We start from the raw sequence: 17,505 nt of genomic DNA, 5'->3' as shown, positions 1-17,505 counted from the left end.
GTCGCCGCCCTCCTCTCACCGGTCCAGCTGCAGGCGCGCCCAGGTGATGGCCGTGGCGATCACCGCCGCAGCGGCGAACGGAACGACCAGCACGAGCTGCAGTGGTGAGACGGCCGTCCCGCCCGAGACCGCCCACAGCGCGGGCGCAGCGAGCGGCATCCATCCACCGATACCGGCCAGCACGGACACCTGGGCGACGACCACCAGTGCGATGGCGACGCTCACCCCGCCCAGCACGGAGCGGCTCAGCGTCGCCGCCCACGCCACAGGAATCGCGATCGCCGCGGACATCACGCCCAATGCGAACTGGCGAACAAGTGACTCCGCGTCGGCGGTGGTGAGCGGGCCGAGGCCGGCGATCAGTCCGACGAACAGGAGTGAGAGTCCGAGCGCGGCACTCATCGCCACGGCCCACGCGGCGTACACGAGCAACTTGGCGAGCGAGATCGTCGACCGTCTCACCGGAAGGGCGAACAACCCCGTGATCGTGCCGTCACCGAACTCGCGACCGAACATCCACGCCAGCACGACGGCGAAGCCACCCATGCCGCCCGCCCCCGTGATCTGGGCCGCGCCGAGCAGGAAGCCCGTCCAGTCGCCGCTCGCCACCGGGCCGAGCTTGGCCAGCAGCTGCGCGTCGTCGGAGTGGGCGGCCAGCAGCATCGAGCCGCTGAGCACGGATACCCCCACCACCACGGCAACGGAGCCGACCCGGCCCACGGTCGATCCGGCCAGCTTCATCCCTTCGGCCCACAGCGCCGCCTTCATGTCGCCATCCGCTCGTCATCCGCTCTGACCGCTTCGAAGAACGCGTGCTCGATATCAGGTGTGGCGACCTCCAGATCGCCGATGAGCCTCCCTGCGTTCATCACGACGATGCGATCCGCGATGCGCGCGACCTCGTCGAGATGGTGACTGCTCACCAGGACGGCGGCGCCAGCCCCCGCCCGCCTCACCAGGCTCTCGCGCAGACGGATCACGCCGGCCGGGTCGAGCGAATTCGTCGGTTCGTCGAGGACGATCACTCGCGGATCATGCACGAGCGCCGCAGCGATCCCGATCCGTTGCTTGTTGCCGAGCGACAGCGCCCGATAGCGGCGGCCGGCGTAGGCGTCGAGAGCCAGCTCCGACATGATCCGATCAACGGCGGACTCGACATCGAGGACGCCGCGCAATCTGGCGCTGAGCTCCAGATTCCGGCGCGCGGAGAGCTCCGGATAAGCGAGCGGGTATTCAACCAGGTGCCCGACGTGCGCCCACTCTTCGAGCGGCGCCTCCGCCAACCGGAACCCGCCGAGCCGCACCTCGCCGCTGTCGGGACGCAGCATTCCCAGCAACACCCGCATCAGCGTCGTCTTGCCTGCGCCATTCAGGCCGATGAGCGCGACGATCCGCCCCGCGGCGAGCTGGAGGTCGACGTCGAAGATCCCTGCCTCGCTGGAGAAGACGCGAGTGGCGGCCGCAGCTTCCAGACGAACGTTCATCGTTCGTTTCCGAGTACACGGAGCGCAGCGTCTATGGCCGTGCCGAGATCGGCATCCTCGCCGTCCGCCCAGTCGAGAAGTGAGGCGTTCAAGGCCCCCAACGTCGCGGAGGCCGCGATCCGGGCATCACCGGGATCTGAGCCGCGCGCGACGAGCGCGTCGGCAATTGCACGCTCGGTCTGCACGCTGTTGCGCGCCAGGGCACCGCGGAGGGACGGGGTCCGCGAAACCACCCGGAGTCGATCCCGGACCTCGGAGCTGGCGGGAGCAGGAAGGGATGTCCACGCATCCCTCACGCCGGCAGCTGCAGCGGCCAGCGGAGGCATCTCTGCGGGCTGCCTCTCGATCGCATCCGCGATGACGGGATCGTACGGATCCTCGATCAAGACCGCGTCCTTCGACGGGAAGTGCCGGAAGAAGGTCATCTCGGTCACACCGGCGCGCGCGGCGATCGCCGCTGCGGTCGTCGCATCGTAGCCGCGCTCCTCGAACAGCTCCATCGCCGATCGCAACAGAGAAGCGCGTGTTCTCTGAGTCCTCGTCACGCCCTAATGTTAGTCACCAACATTGTGAGATTCAAGGCGGAAGGTCGGCGCCGTCGCGTCCACTCCGAAGGTCTGAGCGGGCTCCCGCCTCAGGGAGCCTCGGCGGTCGCGTCGCCGACGAGGTCCGCGGACTGCCGGCGAAGGAACTCCGCGTAGCCGCCCGGTGTGCGCCCGACGAATCGACCCGACGTCAGCACCTCGGCGTCGTCATCGCCGACGACGACGGCGCCCAGCGCCCGGCAGCGAGCGACGAGGTCGACGTCCTCATGCTCGCCGATCGATGCGAAGCCTCCGGCATCGAGGTAGGTCTGCGCCCGCACGCCGAGGTTCGCCCCGTGCACGTTGCGATTGACACGTCCGCGCGGGTGCGTCCGGCGCCACCGGTCCCGCTGGATCGGCGCGAGGTCGCCGAAGTCCGGTCGCACGGTCCCGAGGTAGACGTCGGCCGCGCAGGAGACCGCGCGCTGGTGGACGAGCCAGTGGGGTGGCACCTGCGAATCCGCATCGGTGCTCGCGAGCCACACGCGATCCGCGGCGACGTCCTCGAGGCCGCGGAGACCTGCCGCGACGCCGAAGCGCCGGGCGGCACCGACACGAACCGCGTCGCACTCCAGGATCGTGAAGTCGAAGCCGGCGGCGATGGCACCGGAGGCGTCGGTGCAAGCATCCAGCACGATGCGGACCTCGCACTGCAGCTGCGCGTCGCGGGCGGACTCCACCGCGACCGTGAGTGCGCGCAGGCTGCGTGGGAGCAGCTCCGCCTCATTCCGGACCGGGACGACCACGACCATCGCCTCGGCAGCGGGGCGGGTCATACGAGACCCTCGCGTTCAGCCACGGACTTCGCCGTGTGCGGCGCGAAGATGTCGAGCACGAAGTCGCGTTCGCGATGCGTGACCAGCGTCTGCCACTCGATCAGCTCGTGCAGGACGTCGTGCACGTCGTCACCGGTCTGCGGGTACTCGGCGACAGGATGCCGCCAATGGCACGCGACCACGCAGCCTCGCTCGCTGAGCGACCCCCGCACCCGGTGGAGCAGGCGGTTCAGGTCGGACGCGGACAGGTAGTAGCCGACCTCCGACAGCACGATCGTGTCGAACTCACCCTCGGGCCAATCGTCGGGGGCTGTTCCGCGCAGCACGGTCACGCGAGGATCGTCGCCGATTCGCTCGCGTGCCCGCGTCACGGCGATCTGGGCTGGGTCCATCGCCACGACCGCATCGGCGCGTTCGGCAAGCTCAGCGGTCAGGACACCGGTGGAACAGCCCACCTCGAGCACGCGGCCGAGCTGCCGCTCGGGCAGCGACGCGAGCAGGATGCTGCGCTTGCGCTCCTCGTACCACCGGGTCTCGAAGCCCCAGGGGTCGTCGCCGTTGCGGTCGTAGAAGTCGTCGAACCACGCGGCGTCCAGACCGGCCGTGCTCTCGCCCGGCTCGCCCTCGACGAGGAAGATCTCGACATCGCGCTCGAAATGGGATCGCATGCCCGCGTGCAGCAGGACCTCGTCTCCCTGCTGCGACGAGAGGGGCTCGATCTGGGTCGTGTGGCACGCGATCGCCCGGCGCTTCCGGTCCGCCTCCTCGGGATCGAGCCGGAGCGCGCGCGCCCGGGACCACGGCAGATCCTCCGTGCTCCCCCAGTGCCAGACCCATACGGGGTAGCCGACATGCCGGATGCCGCGACTGGCGCAGACGGCAGCGCAGACCTCCGCGACGACGCGGTGATCGCGGTGCCCGTCGCCCGACCACGGCGCGGCGACCAGCACCCGGCCGGCCGTCGCGGCTGCCGGTCCGTCGACGACGAGCGCGACGCCCGCGCCCAGTGCGGCCAAGTGCGTGTCGAGTTCGCCGTCGGGCAGGCCGAGGAACCGGACGTCGGCTTCCGGCGCGACCAGCGAGACCGCGCGCGCTGTCTCGATCCTCCGCAGCCGAGCCAACTCCTGCCGAGTGTGAGTGGGCGACGCGGGATGCGAACCCTCGCCGTCGCTGGCGACCACGACGGCGATCGGGATGCCGCTCCTCGCAGCGCGGGACATGAGGCCTGCCGCCCCGAGCGTCTCATCGTCGGGGTGCGCGGCGACCACGACCAGGAAGTCGAGGTCGGCATCCAGGTCGGAGACGGTGCGCCGGCCGAGGGCGTCCTGCCACTGCGTCTCCGGAGTACCCGGGTCGAGGTGGCTGAACCCGCCGCTCACGGCGAGCCTTCCGCCTCGAGCACGAGTCGACCGAGCCGCGCGGAGTCGCGCATTCCGTGATGCTGCCGGAGGTAGAGGTGAAGGTCGGCGACACGCTGGGCGTGCCGCTCGTCGGCGACCAACGGCAGCGGGCCCAGTGCGGCATCCGACTCGGACAGGACCCGGGTCGCCGCATCCGCCGTGGTCCCTCGGACGCGCTCGGCGAGAAGCCGCATGTCGGTCGTGCTGCGGCGATCGACGAGGTCAGCCGCTTCGCGCAGCACCGCGCGGGCGGCCCACAGCGCGGCATCCGCCCGTCCGAGATGAACCAGGGCGACCTGATCGGCGCGCTCCGAAGCGGCGGCGACGGCGAGCGCATCGCGCAGCCCGAGAGCCCCGCCCCACCAGCAAGCAGCGACCGACATGCCTCCCCACGCGAATCCGGGACGGCGCAGGTACCACCCGACGTCGCCGACGGGCACCGCCGCCGCACCGGCGAAGTCGACCGACGCGCTGACGACGTCGCGCAGTCCGCGTGCGATCCACGGTCCGTCGTGCGCCGCGACGCCCGGCTGCCCGAGCGAGACGGCGAAGAGGCGTCGCTCCGCTCCGACGAAGGCGGTGACCAGCGCGTGGGTGAGGTGCGCGGCGAGCGAGCACCACGGCTTGGTTCCCTCCAGGATCCACCCCGACGCCGTCTCGTGCGCCTCGAGTCTCAAACCGGCTCCCTCGGCGGCGAAGACACCCCACGACGAACCGGCGTCGACTCCGACCGACCGCAGCCCCCACGGATCGCGGTCACCATCGAGGTCCGTTCCCGCCTGCGTCAGGATGCCGAGCGCGTCGAGGTGGGGTTCGAGCATGCGCGCGAGCGCGACATCCCGGTACGCCGTGTCGGCGAGGATCTCCCAGAGATCCGCGGTGGCGCCCTCGCCGATCCGCGGCGCCGTTCGTCCGACGTCGACACACCATGCGACGGCGGACGGGATGTCGCCGACGACGACGCCCGCAGCATCCGACCATCCGGATGTCGATGGGGCGAGAGCCGCATCGCGGTCGGAGAGGAACGACCGCCCGAGCGCGGGCTCCGGGGTCGACGGCGGTCGTGCGGCGCTCACGCTAGGGCTGCTCGGGCGTCGATTCCGAGTCCTCACCCATCCCTGGGCCGGGACCCGGCCGGACCGCGGCGGTGTCCGCGATGTCGATGCGGGTTGCGTCGGGACCGTGCGACACGACGATGCGCGGCGCCGCGTCCGCCTCGGTCGAATTCTCCGCGCGCAGGAGCTGATCGCGACGCTTGTCCTCCGCGGTCATGCCGTCCTCAGTCGATTCGATCATGAGGCCCACGGTAGGCCTCGTCGCCGTCCGGACAGCGGCCCTGGACGGACACCGCGGCTCGTGCTAGCGCCGCGGGCTCCGCGGGAGTGAGGACACCGCGGCCAGGCGATGCCGGGTGCGCACCGGCGACTGCTGCGCGTCAGGAAGGACGGCTGAGCCTCAGATCCCGTACTCCGAGTAGTACTGCGCGTCCGTGTCAGGCTCGTCGACCGGGGCGCTCACCGTGGGCGAGTTCTGACGGCGCAGCTGCCTGGTCTTGGCGAGGAGCTCCTGCACGAGCGTGGCGTCCTCGATTTCCGGCAGGTCGACATCCGCGCCGGTCGCGATGAGCTGGCTGGACGGGCCGACCAGCACTTCGGCCATTCCCCGGTGCCCGTCGGGCTGCACCATCGGGATCTCGACGGTGGCGGCTTCGCCCGCCTGCGCGAGAGCCTGGGCGTACTGGAGCAGGGCGTGCGCGATCGCACTCCCTGTGAGGAAGCTGTCACCGGAATAGTTCACGCGCTCCATGACTCAGGTCTACCGCGTGATGACGTCGGACCTCTCGGGGTTCCCCCCGGCCGGACCGTGTGGTAGCGGGCGCACCGGATCGCCCTCGCCCGGCGCACCCCGAGTGGAGAGCTTCCTCAGCCCGTCACCTCCGCCAGCGCCGGGGTGAGCTCGGCTGCGAGTTCGCGCGCGAGGAATCCGATGCCCGTGCGCGCCGTCAGACGGTCTCCCGCCCGGGCGTGCACCCAGCTGCCCCACACCGCAGCTCGACCGGGTTCGATGCCGCGCGCGGCGAATCCCGCGATGGCGCCCGCCAGGACGTCGCCGCTTCCCGACGTGCCCAGACCCGCTCCCCCGCCGTGGATCGACCAGCTCGAGCCGCCGGGCGCGACCACGTCGCCGTAGCAGTTCACGACGGCGCGATAGCGCTCCGCGATCTCCCGCAGATCGCTCAGCGCGTCGTCGGCGTCGAGTTCGCGATCGAGCAGGAGGGAGGCTTCCTCACGGTTCGGGTTCAGCACGAGGAGGTCCGGCAGCGTATCGCGTTCGACCTCGGGCAAGACCCCCAGGCCGAACGCGTCCAGAACGAGACAGGCCGGTTCCCACGCCGCGACCGCGAGAAGAGTTGCGCGCGTCTCGCCGGGGTCGTCGAAGCCCGGCCCGACGAGGACCGCATCCGCCGCCCGCAGCTCCTCGCCGATCGACGGCGGGATGGGATCGTCGGAGTCGCCGGGAAGCGCCATCACCGCCGCCTCGGGAATTGCGATGCCCAGCTGCGACTCGATCGACGCGGGCACGAGCAGGCCGAGACGACCCGCGCCGACACGGAGCGCCGCTTCGCCGGCGAGCGTGACCGCACCGGGCGTGCGGCGGGATCCGCCCACGACGACGATCCGCCCGCGCGACTTCTTCGACTCGCCCGGGTCGGGCACGCCCCACGAGCGGAGGACCTCCGCGGTCACCTGCTCACTCGGGTTCGACATCAGGGCTCCCCGGATGCACGGTGACCGGCGCGCCCTCCGCAGCGAGGTGCGACACATCGGAGAACTGCTCCAGCGACCACCCGTCGCCGGCGCGGACGAGGTGGGTGACCGAGGCGTTGAGGACGGTATGGGAAGCCGCGAACTCGAGGAGCGCGGGCTCGTCCAGAGGCAGCAGGAGCGAGAGGATCAGCATGACGACGGCGTCATGCGCGACGATCATGACTCGGGCATGATCGGTCTCCGCGAGGTCTCCCAGGAAGGAGCGCAGCCGCAGCGCGACGTCGGCCCATGACTCGCCACCCGCCGGGCGATGGTAGTACTTGCCGAGGTGCCGGCGCCGCTGGGCTTCTTCGGGATGCCGCCGCGCGACACCGCTCCGCGTGAGGAGGTCGAGAATGCCGAGCTCGCGATCACGCAGTCGCTCATCGACGATCAAGGCGCGGTCCGTTCCGCCGCCCAGGGCGATGCTCAGTGTCTCCCTCGCGCGGAGGTACGGCGACGCATAGAACGCGTCGATCCCCTGACCGGCGCGCACCATCCAGTCAGCCAGCGCCGAGGCCTGCTCGCGGCCGGCCTCCGAGAGAGGCACGTCGGCGTCGCGGAGATCGATGGGGATGACCTCCAGCCCTTCCCGCTCGGCGCGCGTCGCTGCGACGTTGGCGACGCTCTCCCCGTGTCGCACGAGCCAGAGTTCCGTCGCTGTCATGCGGCCAGGCTATTCGGGCGATCCTGGTCGACCACACGGGTTGACAAGCGCCGGCTGCTGGATCGAGCGCTCCGCACCCGCCCCCGAGCCGCGGCGGAAGCACCGCCGCGACCCGAGGATCGAGTGTGTCGCCTCCTACGGCTCGACGATCTCCCGGCGCCGCGCGCGACGCACGAGGTACAGCCCGAGGAGCAGCAGGAGCACCGCCATCGCCGGAAGCAGGCCGAGCGCCGTTCCGGTTGCCGCGAGGAGCGAGCGGTCCACGTTGCCCGTCGCCGTGGCGGAGGGGCTGTCGGGGTCGGCGACCGAGGAGACCGTCGCGGTGTTCTGGAGCGATCCCGAGGCATCCGCCGCCACGTTCACGGTGAGGACGAGGACCGTGCTCTCCCCCGCTTCCAGCGGACCGACCGTGCAGGTCACTTCGCGCCCGGCGACCTCGCAGGTGGTCGCGACCCCGTCGAGGGTCGCGCTGCGGTACGTCAGCCCCGACGGCAGCACGTCGGTGACCGTGATCGGGCCGGGATCGGCCGTCGGGCCCCCGTTCGTGACGGTGATCGTGTAGGCCCCGGTGAAGCCGGCGTACAGCGTCGAGGTGAGCTCCTTCGTGATCGACAGGCTGCTGAGCGCGGGGACGGTGGAGGTGACCGTCGACGTGTTGTCGGCGAGCGTGTCCGGATCCTCCGGCGTGGCCGCCGTGACGGTCGCGGTGTTCGACACGGCCGGGTAGGCCGCGGGGAGCACCGTGACGGTGACGGTGATCACCGGCGCGGTGCCGCCCGACGCGAGCTGCGGCCGGAGGCACGTGATGTCCGTGGGCGCCCCTTCGGCGGGAACCACGGCGCACGTCCAGGTACCCGCGTCGATCGCGTCGACGGTGAGCTGCGCAGGCACGGCATCCTCGATCACGATGCCACGAGCATCCGAGGGCCCGGCGTTGGTCACCGTCAGCGTGTAGCTGAACTGCTCCCCCACCCGCGGTTCTCCGACCGCCTGCTTGACGATCGCGAGATCGGCGAGCTCGCTCACCGTGCCGGATACCGACGACGAGTTGTTCTCGAGGTCGGGATCGGGGGTGGCCGCGCTCACGACGGCAGTGTTCTCGAGGTCGCCCTCCAACTGGGACTCCGCGTCGACCGTCACATCGAGCACGATCGTCTCACCGGCCGGAATCGGCTCGGCGAGGTCGCAGACGACGGTGGTCGGCTCGATCTCGTCGGGCTCGCAGCTCCATGTGAAGCCGTCCGTCGAGACGGCGATCCCGGCGTAGCTCAGTCCGGCGGGAAGCGTGTCGGTGATGACGACGCCCCGCGCGTCGGACGGGCCGAGGTTGACGATGCTGAGCCGGTACTCGCCGGTCCCACCCGCGGTGATGGTGCGGGCGATCGTCTTCGTGAGCGCCAGATCGGCACTCTCGGTCACCTCGTCAGTCGCGGTCGCCTCGTCCGGTCCGGGGCCGTCCTGCGGCTGCTGCGTGAGCCCAGGCGTGACCACGGCGATGTTCGTGATCGAGCCCTGCACCGATGCCGAGACGACGCCCGTCACCGTGATCTCGGGCGCAGCCTCGACCAGCAGCGTCGTGTCGCGCGTGCACTCGACCTGCTCACGCCCATCGTCGGTGAGCGCGAGCGGCGTGCAGTCCCAGCCCTCGCCGGAGGCGGTCGCCCCCGTGACGCCGGCGGGCAGCGTGTCGACGACGGTGATCGGCGCTGCGGGCGACGCGTCGGAGTCGGACGGACCGAGGTTGCGGACGGTCACGGTCCAGGAGATCGCGCCACCGGCCACCACCGGATCGGTGACGGTCTCCTTCTCGATCGACAGGTCGGCGACCTCGATGACCGTGATCGTGTCCGTGTCGGTGTCGGGCCACGGGTTGCCGTCGGGCTGCGGGGTGAGTCCCGGGAAGACCGTCGCCGTGTTGGTGAGGGCACCGGACGCCGTCTCGGCGATGTCGACGGCGAGCGTCAGCTCGAGCGTCTCCCCCGTCGGCAGCGTCGTCGTGCGCTCGCACTCGACCACCTGGGGATCGGCGCCGGGATCGACCACCGTGCACACGGTGTCGACACCGCCGGACGCAGGCGTTCCCGCGAGGGTCACACCCTCGGGCAGCGTGTCGCGCACGAGGATCGGGTCATCGGCCGTCGCGACCGAGTCCGACGGACCGTGGTTCGTCACCGCGAGCGTCCATTCGAACGGAAGGCCGGCCGTGGGCACGGCGCTCGGGTCGTGCGACTTGACAAGCTCCAGATCGGCGTGCGTGACGACCGTGACGGGTGCCTCGTCCTCCGCACCGTCGGGCGAGGACGGCGACGACGCCACAGCGGTGTTGGTGAGCGTACCGGCGCTCTGGTCCGCGCCGATCGTCGCCGACACGGCGAGCAGCGGTGCGGTCGCGCCCGCCGCCAGCGTGACGACATCGCCCTCGTCGGTGAGCTCGCACGTGAGCACCTGTCCGTCGATGACGCAGTCCCACGCGCCCGGTCCGCCGGACGTCGACGCGGCGAGGTAGGTCATGCCCGCGGGCAGCGTGTCGACGATCGTGACCGGGTCTGCGGCATCCGACGGCCCGTCGTTGACGAGGCGCAACGTGAACGACGCCACATCGCCGGCGTCGACCACGTCTTCGACGGCCTGCTTCACGAGGGTCAGCGCCGTCACGGCGATCACCTCGACGGCGTCCTCGCCCTCGGCGGTCGCGGGCTCACCCGTGACCGGGTCGATCGTCGTCGACTGTGCGGAAGCGGTGTTCGGGATGCTGGTTCCGTCGGGCACCGACGAGGCCACGGTGGCGACGATCTCGATGACGACCGATTCCCCGGCGGGCAGCGTGCCGATGGTGCAGACCACCTCGGTCGTGCCGGTGCAGTCGACCCTGTCGGTCTCGGATTCGGCGCTCACGAGTGTCAGGCGATCGTCGAGGTCGTCGGTCAGCGTGACGGCCTGCGCGTCGGACGGGCCGTCGTTGGCGACCGTGACCGTCCAAGTGACCTGCTCGCCGGCGACGACCGTCGGCGCGGCCTCCTTGGTGACGGTGAGCGCGGCGCGCTGGAGGACCGGCAGTGCGGCGGTGTCGGTGTTGTTCGTCAGGTCGGGGTCGGGCGTCGGCGAGGTGACGGTCGCGCTGTTCGTGAGCGCCGAATCGGTGACGTCGGCGTCGACGAGAACGGGCAGCTCGATGGTCCACGGGTCCTCCGCGACATCCAGTCCGTCTGCTTTGTCGCACTGGACCTGCACGCGTCCCGACACCTCGGTCACCTCGCACCCTGCCGGGGGCGCGTCGACCAGGCTCATACCGGCAGGAAGCAGGTCGGTCACGGTGATCGACCCGACGGCGTCGGACGGTCCGAGGTTGACCACCGACAGCGTGTAGGTCGCCGCGGTGTCGCCGCCCGCGACGATCTCTGCCGCATCAACGGTCTTGGTGAGGGCGAGGTCGGAGGAGGCGGTGGATCCCGTCGTGACCGACGCGGTGTCCTGGTTCGCCCGCCACGTGGATGACACCACGGCCGTGTTGGTGAGGTCGCCGATGACGCCCGCGCCGACCGTCGCGACGAAGTCGAACTGCGTCGACGCGCCGGCGGCGAGGTTGCCCGAGAGCATGAACAGGATGTCGCCGCCCTGGGCCGTCGCCGTCCAGCTTGACCCGCCCGCGACGATGGACGAGAACGTCAAGCCCACCGGGAGGTCGTCGAGCACGGTCACCCCACGGGCGTCCGACGGCCCGGCGTTGGTCACCGCGATGCGGTAGGTGAGTGTCTGCCCGGGCACCACCACGGGCGGCTGCGGCGCGATGATGCTCTTGGAGACCGACAGCGCCTCCACCACGTCGACGGTGGTCGTGGCGGTCGACGAGTTGTTGCCGGCGACAGGATCGGTGGTCACCGGGGTGACCCGCGCGGTATTGCTGATCGTGGAGCCGGGTGCCGCAGACGAGGCGATCGTCCCGTCCAAGGCGACCGAGACGCCGTCGCCGACGGCGAGGTCGAAGGGCACCTCACAGGTGAGCGTTCCGCCCGTGATCTCGCAGTCCACGCCGTCCGTGACAGTGCCCACCTGCACACCGGTGACCGCGGACGGAAGAACATCGGTGAGAACGATCGGCGACCCGGCGGATCCTCGCGAGACCGATGGTCCGAGGTTGACGAGCGAGATCGTCCAGCCGAGCGCCGTTCCGGCGGTGGCGGTCGTGCGCGTCGGCGTCTTGGTGACAGCGAGGTCGGCCTGCGCCCTCACCGTCGCCGTCGCCGAGGCGCTGTTGTTGCCGGGGGTGCGATCCTCGGTGCGTGCCGAGACCGTCGCCGTGTTCGGGATCTGCGTGCCGTCGACGACGGATGCCGCGACCGCAGCCGTGACCGTGAGCGTCCAGGAAGCGCCCGACGCGAGTGTGTCGGCGGCGTTCGTGCGTGTGCACGTGATCGAACCGTCGGACGGCGCCGAGCACGACCAGCCGGTTCCCGTGGCGCCGACGACGGTGACGCCGGTCGGAGCGGTGACGGTGTCGACGACGGTGACGCCGGTGGCGGCATCCGGTCCCGCGTTCGTGACCGTGAGCGTGTAGGTGCCCGATCCGCCCGCGACGAAGTCGTCGTTCGCGGTCTTGGTGATGCGCAGGTCCGCCGCGGCGATCCGCGCCGTGGCCGTGCCGGAGGCGCCGATGTAGCTGCCGGCGCCGCCGTTGTAGGACGTGCCTCCGGTCGCATCGGTGACATCGGCGGCGACGGCGGTGTTGGTGTGCGCCACGCTCAGGCCGACCTGGGCGGACGGACCGGCGACCGCACGGTAGGTGACGACGATGCGCTCGTTGGCGAGCAGGTCGACGGAGCTCCCGCCCACGTCGTTCCAGCGGAGCGTCTGGCCGGTGATCGTCGGCTCGACGGCGACCGCGCTCCCGGTGCGCACCGTGACGGCGGCGGAGTCGGCCACATAGGTCCAGCCCGCGGGGAGGGTGTCGACGGCGTCGAGCGACGCGGCGGCTCCCCCGCCGGTGTTCGTGAGCTCGAGACGGAACGACACCTCCTGGCCGATGTACACCGGGTTGGCCGGTGAGACCTGGGCCTTGGCGGTGGCGATGAGCGGGAACTGCGGCGTGACGGTCGCCGTCGCCGCCGTGCCCGGTCCGTAGGTCTTGCCGGCCGAGTCGAGCGACGTCCACGACTGGGGCCGCACGGAGTTGGTGAGCGCGGCGCCGGTGAGGCTCGACGCGGGTGCAAGTCGCGCGGGATACGTGCGGGTGACGGTGTTCGCCGCCCCGGGCGCGAGCGTGGCGACCGTCCAGGTGAGCGTGCGGGCGGTGGAGTTCCACACCCCTCCGCTCACGGTGCTGCCGCCGTTCGCGAGCGGGTCGCCGGCCGCATCGAGCGGGACCACTCCCGCGGGCACGGTGTCGACGATCGCGACGTTGAAGGCCGGGACGTTGCGGGTGCCCGCGGTGGTGACCGCGGTCACGGTGTAGGTGAACGTCTCGCCCTGAGCCGGCTGCGCGGTGCTCACCGCCTTCGTGACCGTGACCTGGGGGTCGCGGACCTGTGTCACCGCGCTGGCGCTGACGTTGGTGCTCCACGTCGCGTTGGTCGCGGTCGGCGGCGTCTGCGCGGTGTAGTTCCAGCGGAACTGCGCCGTGTTCGTGAGGTTCGCGCCCTGCACCGACGTGGTGTTCGCGGGCAGGCGCGTCGTGAGCGTCAGGGTGACCGTGCGCGAGGCGGCCGCCGGGGCGATGTTGCCGAGGTACACGCCGAGGTTGCTCGCAGGACTCGCGGTCAGGAGGGTCGCCGGCAGGCAGTCGCCGATCCAGGCCGCGTCGCCGCCGCCGCACGAGACCGACCACGACGTCACCGCGGCCGCGTTGCCGAACGGCGTCGGGATCACGTCGACGAAGGCCGCGTTGAACAGCTGCACATTGGCGGGGACGGTCGCGGTGACCGTCCAGGTGATGCTCTGGCCGGGGACGACGGTCGCGCTGGACGTCGTCTTCACGAGCGAAGCGCGGTTGACGGTGATCGTCCGTGACGCGAGCGCCTGGTAGGTCCGCTCGCCGGTCACCGCTCCCTGCACGGAGGAACCGGAGAGGGTGGCGTTGTTGGTGTACTGCTGTCCCGACGCGGCGCCCGTCGGGACCGTCACCGGGTACTGGATCGACTGTGCGACGCCCGCCAGAAGCGGTCCCGAGAGCGTCCACGTCAGCCGCTGGGTCCCCGTGGGGCAGCCGTTGGATCCGGTGCCGGCGACCGGCCCGGCGATCGCGCCCGGCAGGGTGCCGACCGCGAGGGCGGCGGGCACGCAGTCTACGACGACACCGTCGAACAGCGGCGGCCGGCCGGCCGCGTTGGTCGCCGTGAGGGTGTAGTTGACGGTCGAGCCGCCCGCGACGGCGGTCGCCGACGACGTCTTGGCCAGTGCGGCGGAAGGCTCGACGACCGCGATGGATGCCGAGGCCGTGCCCCGCTGGGTGAGGCTGCCGTTCACGGTGAGGGCGCTGCGGAAGGTCGCCGTGTTGGGGATCGACGTGCCGTGGATGTTGCCGGCGACGTCGACGACGCGCGTGGGCAGCGTCACCGTGAACACCGCGGGAGTCGCGGTCGAATTCGTCCAGGTCGTCGGGAAGCGGAGGGTGCCGTCGTCGCAGAGTCGGAACTCTGAGGCATCCGCCGTGCATCCCGCGCCGACGGCGATGCCGGCGGGCGAGGTCGTGAGGGTCGGGTCACCGGTCTGCACGAGAAGCCCGCCGGTGGGCAGGCCGTCGTCGAGGATGCCCGAGAACACGCTGGTGCGGGCGGGGATGGTGACGGTATACGCGTAGCTCACCGACTCGCCGATCGTCGCCTGCGTCAGGGCGCTGTTGCCGGGGCCGTTCACCCCGGTGGCGGCCACCTGCTTGGCCACGTTCGCGTCGGCGAGGGTCACCGTCGCGGTGTCGCTCGCCTCGGGCGCGTTCGGGGTGATGCCGGGATTGGCGCCGAGGTCGTTCTCCGGGAAGAAGGACACGTCGCCCGCGGAATCCGGTGTGCCGTCGGTCGTCGGGGCCGTGTAGAGCGTGACCGCCGCCTCGTTGGTGTGCGACGAGGAGATCGACAGCGGGGTCGGAATGGTGAGGCTGTAGGTCACGGTGACGGTCTCGCCGGCGGTCAGCAGGCCGTCGGCGCCGAGCGCCGCTGCGCTCAGGTTCCACACGACGACGTCGCGTCCGCTCGTCGGACCCGTCGTCGACGTCGCGCAGGACGTGGATGCCGGGGTGCTCGCGGTGATGTCTGCGCACTCGAAGCCCGCGGGCAGCGCATCCCACACGGTCGCGCTGCTGAGCGGATAGGCGTTGCCGTCGGCCGCGGTGCCCTGGTGGGTGACACCGATGGTGAAGGTGGCCGACTGCCCCTCCTGCACGGCGGCGCTGGCGGCGCCGTTCACGCGCTTGTCGAGCCCGAGCGGCACGGTGGGGGCCAGCGAGAGGTCGACCTCGTCGCGCGCCGCGCGCACCGTTCCCTCGCTGCTCACGTAGCGGAGCTTGGCGAGATTTCCGGTGATGTCGATGTCGTCGCCGGCACCGGGAACCGCCGTGACCCTGGCGAGGATGTCGATGACGGAGACCCCGCCCCCGGGCACGTAGCGCGAGCCGTCCGGGTTGGGGGTGCCGAGCAGCCACCGCGCGCCCGTGGTGACGCGCTCGGCGTCGGCGGTGTTGCCGGGACCCTCCGCCCACGCGACGAACTCCGTTCCCGGCGGGAGGAAGTCGGCCAGGATCGGGTTGCGGGTGGAGGCGCCGCTGGTGAAGTCGATCCGGATGCGGAAGCAGGCGAGGTCGCCGAGCTGCAGACGCGGGCCGTCGCTCGCGACGTACTCCCCCGCGGGTGCCGTCGCGCACGTCACGCCGCCCACGCCGCCCGCGCCGGTGATCGCCTGCCGGTCGGGGTTGCTCCACACCGTCTTCGACATCGACAGGTCGGAGGTGGCCAGCGAGGCCGAGGAGCCGTTGCTCGACTCGACGTCGCCCGTGTCGACGGTGTTGCCGGCGGCGGGGCTGGTGGTCCCCTCCACCTCCACCTCGTTCGTGACGACGTCACCGGTCGAGGTGGGCGACCCGTCCTGGTAGGCCGCCCGCATGTAGGCGGTGTAGACGATCGCGGTATCGGCATCCGCCGCCAGCGTGCCGCCGGGAACGGCGAAGGTCACGACGAACGTGCCGTCGGCGTTGGCGACGACGTTCGTCATCGTCCCTCCGACGACCGTGTCGGCAGTGCTCCCGGGCGCTGGGCACTCCGCGGGCCACGCTCCCGTGGTGGGGACACCGGCCGGCACGACGGGGCACAGTCCGTCGGACAGGGCGTCGGTGACGACGACGTCGCCGGTGGTGACGTACTGGCTGGTGCGGAGGGCGAGGGTGAATCTCGTCGTGCCGCCGGCGGTGAACTCACCGGCGGCGACGGACTTCACCACACCGACGTCGAGCAGTCGCACCGTCGCGTCGGCTGTCGCCGTGACCTCGGCGGACCCGCCCTCGACGACGGAGCCGCCGTAGGTTCCGGTGACCTGCGCCGTGTTCTCGATGCTCGTGCCGGTGGGGCCGGGGCGCGTGGGCGCGCCGTCGGCGACGCCGTCAGGCGCGGTGATCTCCTGCAGTCCGACGAACGCCCGGTATTCCAGTCGGACGGTGGTTTCGGCGGGGATGGCGCCGAGATCCCATGTGAGGCGGGTGAAGGTCTCGCCGTCGATCTCGACGATCTCCGAGGTGCACGCGACGTCGCCCAGCGCACAGTCGGTCACCTGGAACTGCGCCGGCACGAGGTCGGTGACGACCGCACCCTGTGTGCCGGCTTCGTCGGCGGTGACCACGGTGAGCTCGTAGCGGGTGGCGTTGGCCGGCCCGCGGTAGACCTCGGCTTCGGCCTCGAGGTTGCGCTTCGTCAGCCGGATGGCGCTGATCGTCAGCGTCTCCGTGTCGTCGCCGCCGTGCGTCGCGCGCGTGACGACGGGCGGCGTTCCGTCGGTGGGGATCGTCACCACCGGAACGATCCGCTCGTTCGTGTTCGCATAGACGCCCACGTCGACCGTGAAGCTCGCGCCGACCGGGTAGAGGGCGTTGTCGGCGACGAGGTCGAAGGAGAGAGTCAGGTCCGCACCCACCGGCAGGTCGGCGACGTTCGCCCACTGCAGCAGCTGGGCCGTCACCGTCGGCTCGGCCGGGTCAGGAATGTAGGTGCGGATGAGCGGGTCGCCGACGGCGTTCGGAGCCCCGGGCAGCGACGAGCCGGGCACATAGGTGACGCCGACGGGCAGGATCGCGACCGCGGTGGCGTTGTACAGCTCCACGCCGGCGACGTTGGACGCGTCGATGCTGACCTGGCCGTTGCCCGAGGCGAGCACATTGGATGCTCCGGCCGACACGTCGATGCCGGTGAAGCCGCCGCCGTCCGACGCGACAGGCGGTGCCGCGACCGCCGTCAGCGGAAGGGCCACGGCCATGCCGACGGCGAGCACCGCCACGGTCGCAGCCGCGGTCAGCCGGCGGAATCGGCCGGCACGGGTATCACGGGCTGCTGCGGGGTGGTGCGTCATCTGCGTCCTGTTTCGTCGCCGAACGTGCCGAGGCTTGCCGACGAAGGCCCACGGCGCGCGCGAGCGAGCGCCGTCCGGCCTTCATCGGGCAGCCGCGGGCGAGCGCAGCCGAGTATGTCCACTGCCGCGCGGCTGGGACGCGCAGCATCCGTCACTCGGAGAGCACAGTCGGGACATCAGATTTCGGGTCCCCCGACCTGCATTCCCCCGAATGCAGAGCACTTCCAGGAAGTGCACAGTGCTCCTT

11 protein-coding genes are annotated in these 17,505 nt (G+C 71.3%); all 11 read right to left on the bottom strand.

Features of this window, described 5'->3' with window-relative positions; all coding sequences use genetic code 11:
- Positions 1-15: 15 nt before the first annotated feature.
- The 11 genes from ASD93_RS01370 to ASD93_RS01320 all read right to left on the bottom strand — a co-directional run bounded on the left by ASD93_RS01370 (position 16) and on the right by ASD93_RS01320 (position 17,258).
- Positions 16-768 (bottom strand): ABC transporter permease, encoded by a 753-nt coding sequence (locus ASD93_RS01370; RefSeq protein WP_056117853.1) that lies wholly within the window; start codon positions 766-768, stop codon positions 16-18.
- Entirely contained in the window at positions 765-1,484 is a 720-nt protein-coding gene (locus tag ASD93_RS01365; protein ID WP_056117852.1) for an ABC transporter ATP-binding protein, read from the bottom strand. The genes ASD93_RS01370 and ASD93_RS01365 overlap by 4 nt, the downstream gene beginning before the upstream one ends.
- Positions 1,481-2,029, bottom strand: a complete 549-nt coding sequence (locus tag ASD93_RS01360; RefSeq protein ID WP_056117850.1) for a TetR/AcrR family transcriptional regulator — start codon at positions 2,027-2,029, stop codon at positions 1,481-1,483. The genes ASD93_RS01365 and ASD93_RS01360 overlap by 4 nt, the downstream gene beginning before the upstream one ends.
- An 89-nt stretch (positions 2,030-2,118) precedes the next feature.
- Positions 2,119-2,844 carry a glycosyltransferase gene (locus ASD93_RS01355; RefSeq protein WP_056117849.1) on the bottom strand — a complete coding sequence of 242 codons (726 nt, stop codon included), beginning with the start codon at positions 2,842-2,844 and terminating at the stop codon, positions 2,119-2,121.
- Positions 2,841-4,223, bottom strand: a complete 1,383-nt coding sequence (locus ASD93_RS01350) for a PIG-L family deacetylase (protein WP_056117847.1) — start codon at positions 4,221-4,223, stop codon at positions 2,841-2,843. The genes ASD93_RS01355 and ASD93_RS01350 overlap by 4 nt, the downstream gene beginning before the upstream one ends.
- Positions 4,220-5,320: an acyl-CoA dehydrogenase gene (locus ASD93_RS01345; protein WP_235566844.1), complete on the bottom strand. Its 1,101-nt coding sequence runs from the start codon at positions 5,318-5,320 to the stop codon at positions 4,220-4,222. Before ASD93_RS01345 ends, ASD93_RS01350 begins: the two co-directional genes overlap by 4 nt.
- Position 5,321: 1 nt before the next feature.
- The gene (locus ASD93_RS01340) at positions 5,322-5,540 is read right to left on the bottom strand and encodes a hypothetical protein (protein WP_056119029.1); all 219 of its coding nucleotides are present in this window, start codon (positions 5,538-5,540) and stop codon (positions 5,322-5,324) included.
- A 159-nt stretch (positions 5,541-5,699) separates the two neighbouring features.
- Positions 5,700-6,050, bottom strand: a complete 351-nt coding sequence (locus ASD93_RS01335; RefSeq protein ID WP_056117845.1) for a hypothetical protein — start codon at positions 6,048-6,050, stop codon at positions 5,700-5,702.
- Positions 6,051-6,166: 116 nt separating this feature from the next.
- On the bottom strand, positions 6,167-7,012 hold the full coding sequence (locus ASD93_RS01330) for an NAD(P)H-hydrate dehydratase (RefSeq protein WP_056117844.1): 846 nt from the start codon (positions 7,010-7,012) through the stop codon (positions 6,167-6,169).
- Positions 6,996-7,718 carry a histidine phosphatase family protein gene (locus tag ASD93_RS01325; protein WP_056117842.1) on the bottom strand — a complete coding sequence of 241 codons (723 nt, stop codon included), beginning with the start codon at positions 7,716-7,718 and terminating at the stop codon, positions 6,996-6,998. The genes ASD93_RS01330 and ASD93_RS01325 overlap by 17 nt, the downstream gene beginning before the upstream one ends.
- A 135-nt stretch (positions 7,719-7,853) precedes the next feature.
- Positions 7,854-17,258, bottom strand: a complete 9,405-nt coding sequence (locus ASD93_RS01320; protein WP_157536833.1) for a DUF11 domain-containing protein — start codon at positions 17,256-17,258, stop codon at positions 7,854-7,856.
- Between the last annotated feature and the right edge of the window lie 247 nt (positions 17,259-17,505).

It is taken from the genome of Microbacterium sp. Root180 (assembly GCF_001428485.1).
Taxonomy (GTDB): domain Bacteria; phylum Actinomycetota; class Actinomycetes; order Actinomycetales; family Microbacteriaceae; genus Microbacterium.
Note: the sequence above shows the minus strand (reverse complement) of the source record. Positions and strands in the feature narration are given on the sequence as shown.

Bases quoted from the DNA above. Each gene is read 5' to 3' on its own strand.
- ASD93_RS01370 (WP_056117853.1), bottom strand. From the start codon at position 768: ATGAAGGCGGCGCTGTGGGCCGAAGGGATGAAGCTGGCCGGATCGACC.
- ASD93_RS01365 (WP_056117852.1), bottom strand. From the start codon at position 1,484: ATGAACGTTCGTCTGGAAGCTGCGGCCGCCACTCGCGTCTTCTCCAGC.
- ASD93_RS01355 (WP_056117849.1), bottom strand. From the start codon at position 2,844: ATGACCCGCCCCGCTGCCGAGGCGATGGTCGTGGTCGTCCCGGTCCGG.
- ASD93_RS01340 (WP_056119029.1), bottom strand. From the start codon at position 5,540: ATGATCGAATCGACTGAGGACGGCATGACCGCGGAGGACAAGCGTCGC.
- ASD93_RS01335 (WP_056117845.1), bottom strand. From the start codon at position 6,050: ATGGAGCGCGTGAACTATTCCGGTGACAGCTTCCTCACAGGGAGTGCG.
- ASD93_RS01330 (WP_056117844.1), bottom strand. From the start codon at position 7,012: ATGTCGAACCCGAGTGAGCAGGTGACCGCGGAGGTCCTCCGCTCGTGG.
- ASD93_RS01325 (WP_056117842.1), bottom strand. From the start codon at position 7,718: ATGACAGCGACGGAACTCTGGCTCGTGCGACACGGGGAGAGCGTCGCC.
- ASD93_RS01320 (WP_157536833.1), bottom strand. From the start codon at position 17,258: ATGACGCACCACCCCGCAGCAGCCCGTGATACCCGTGCCGGCCGATTC.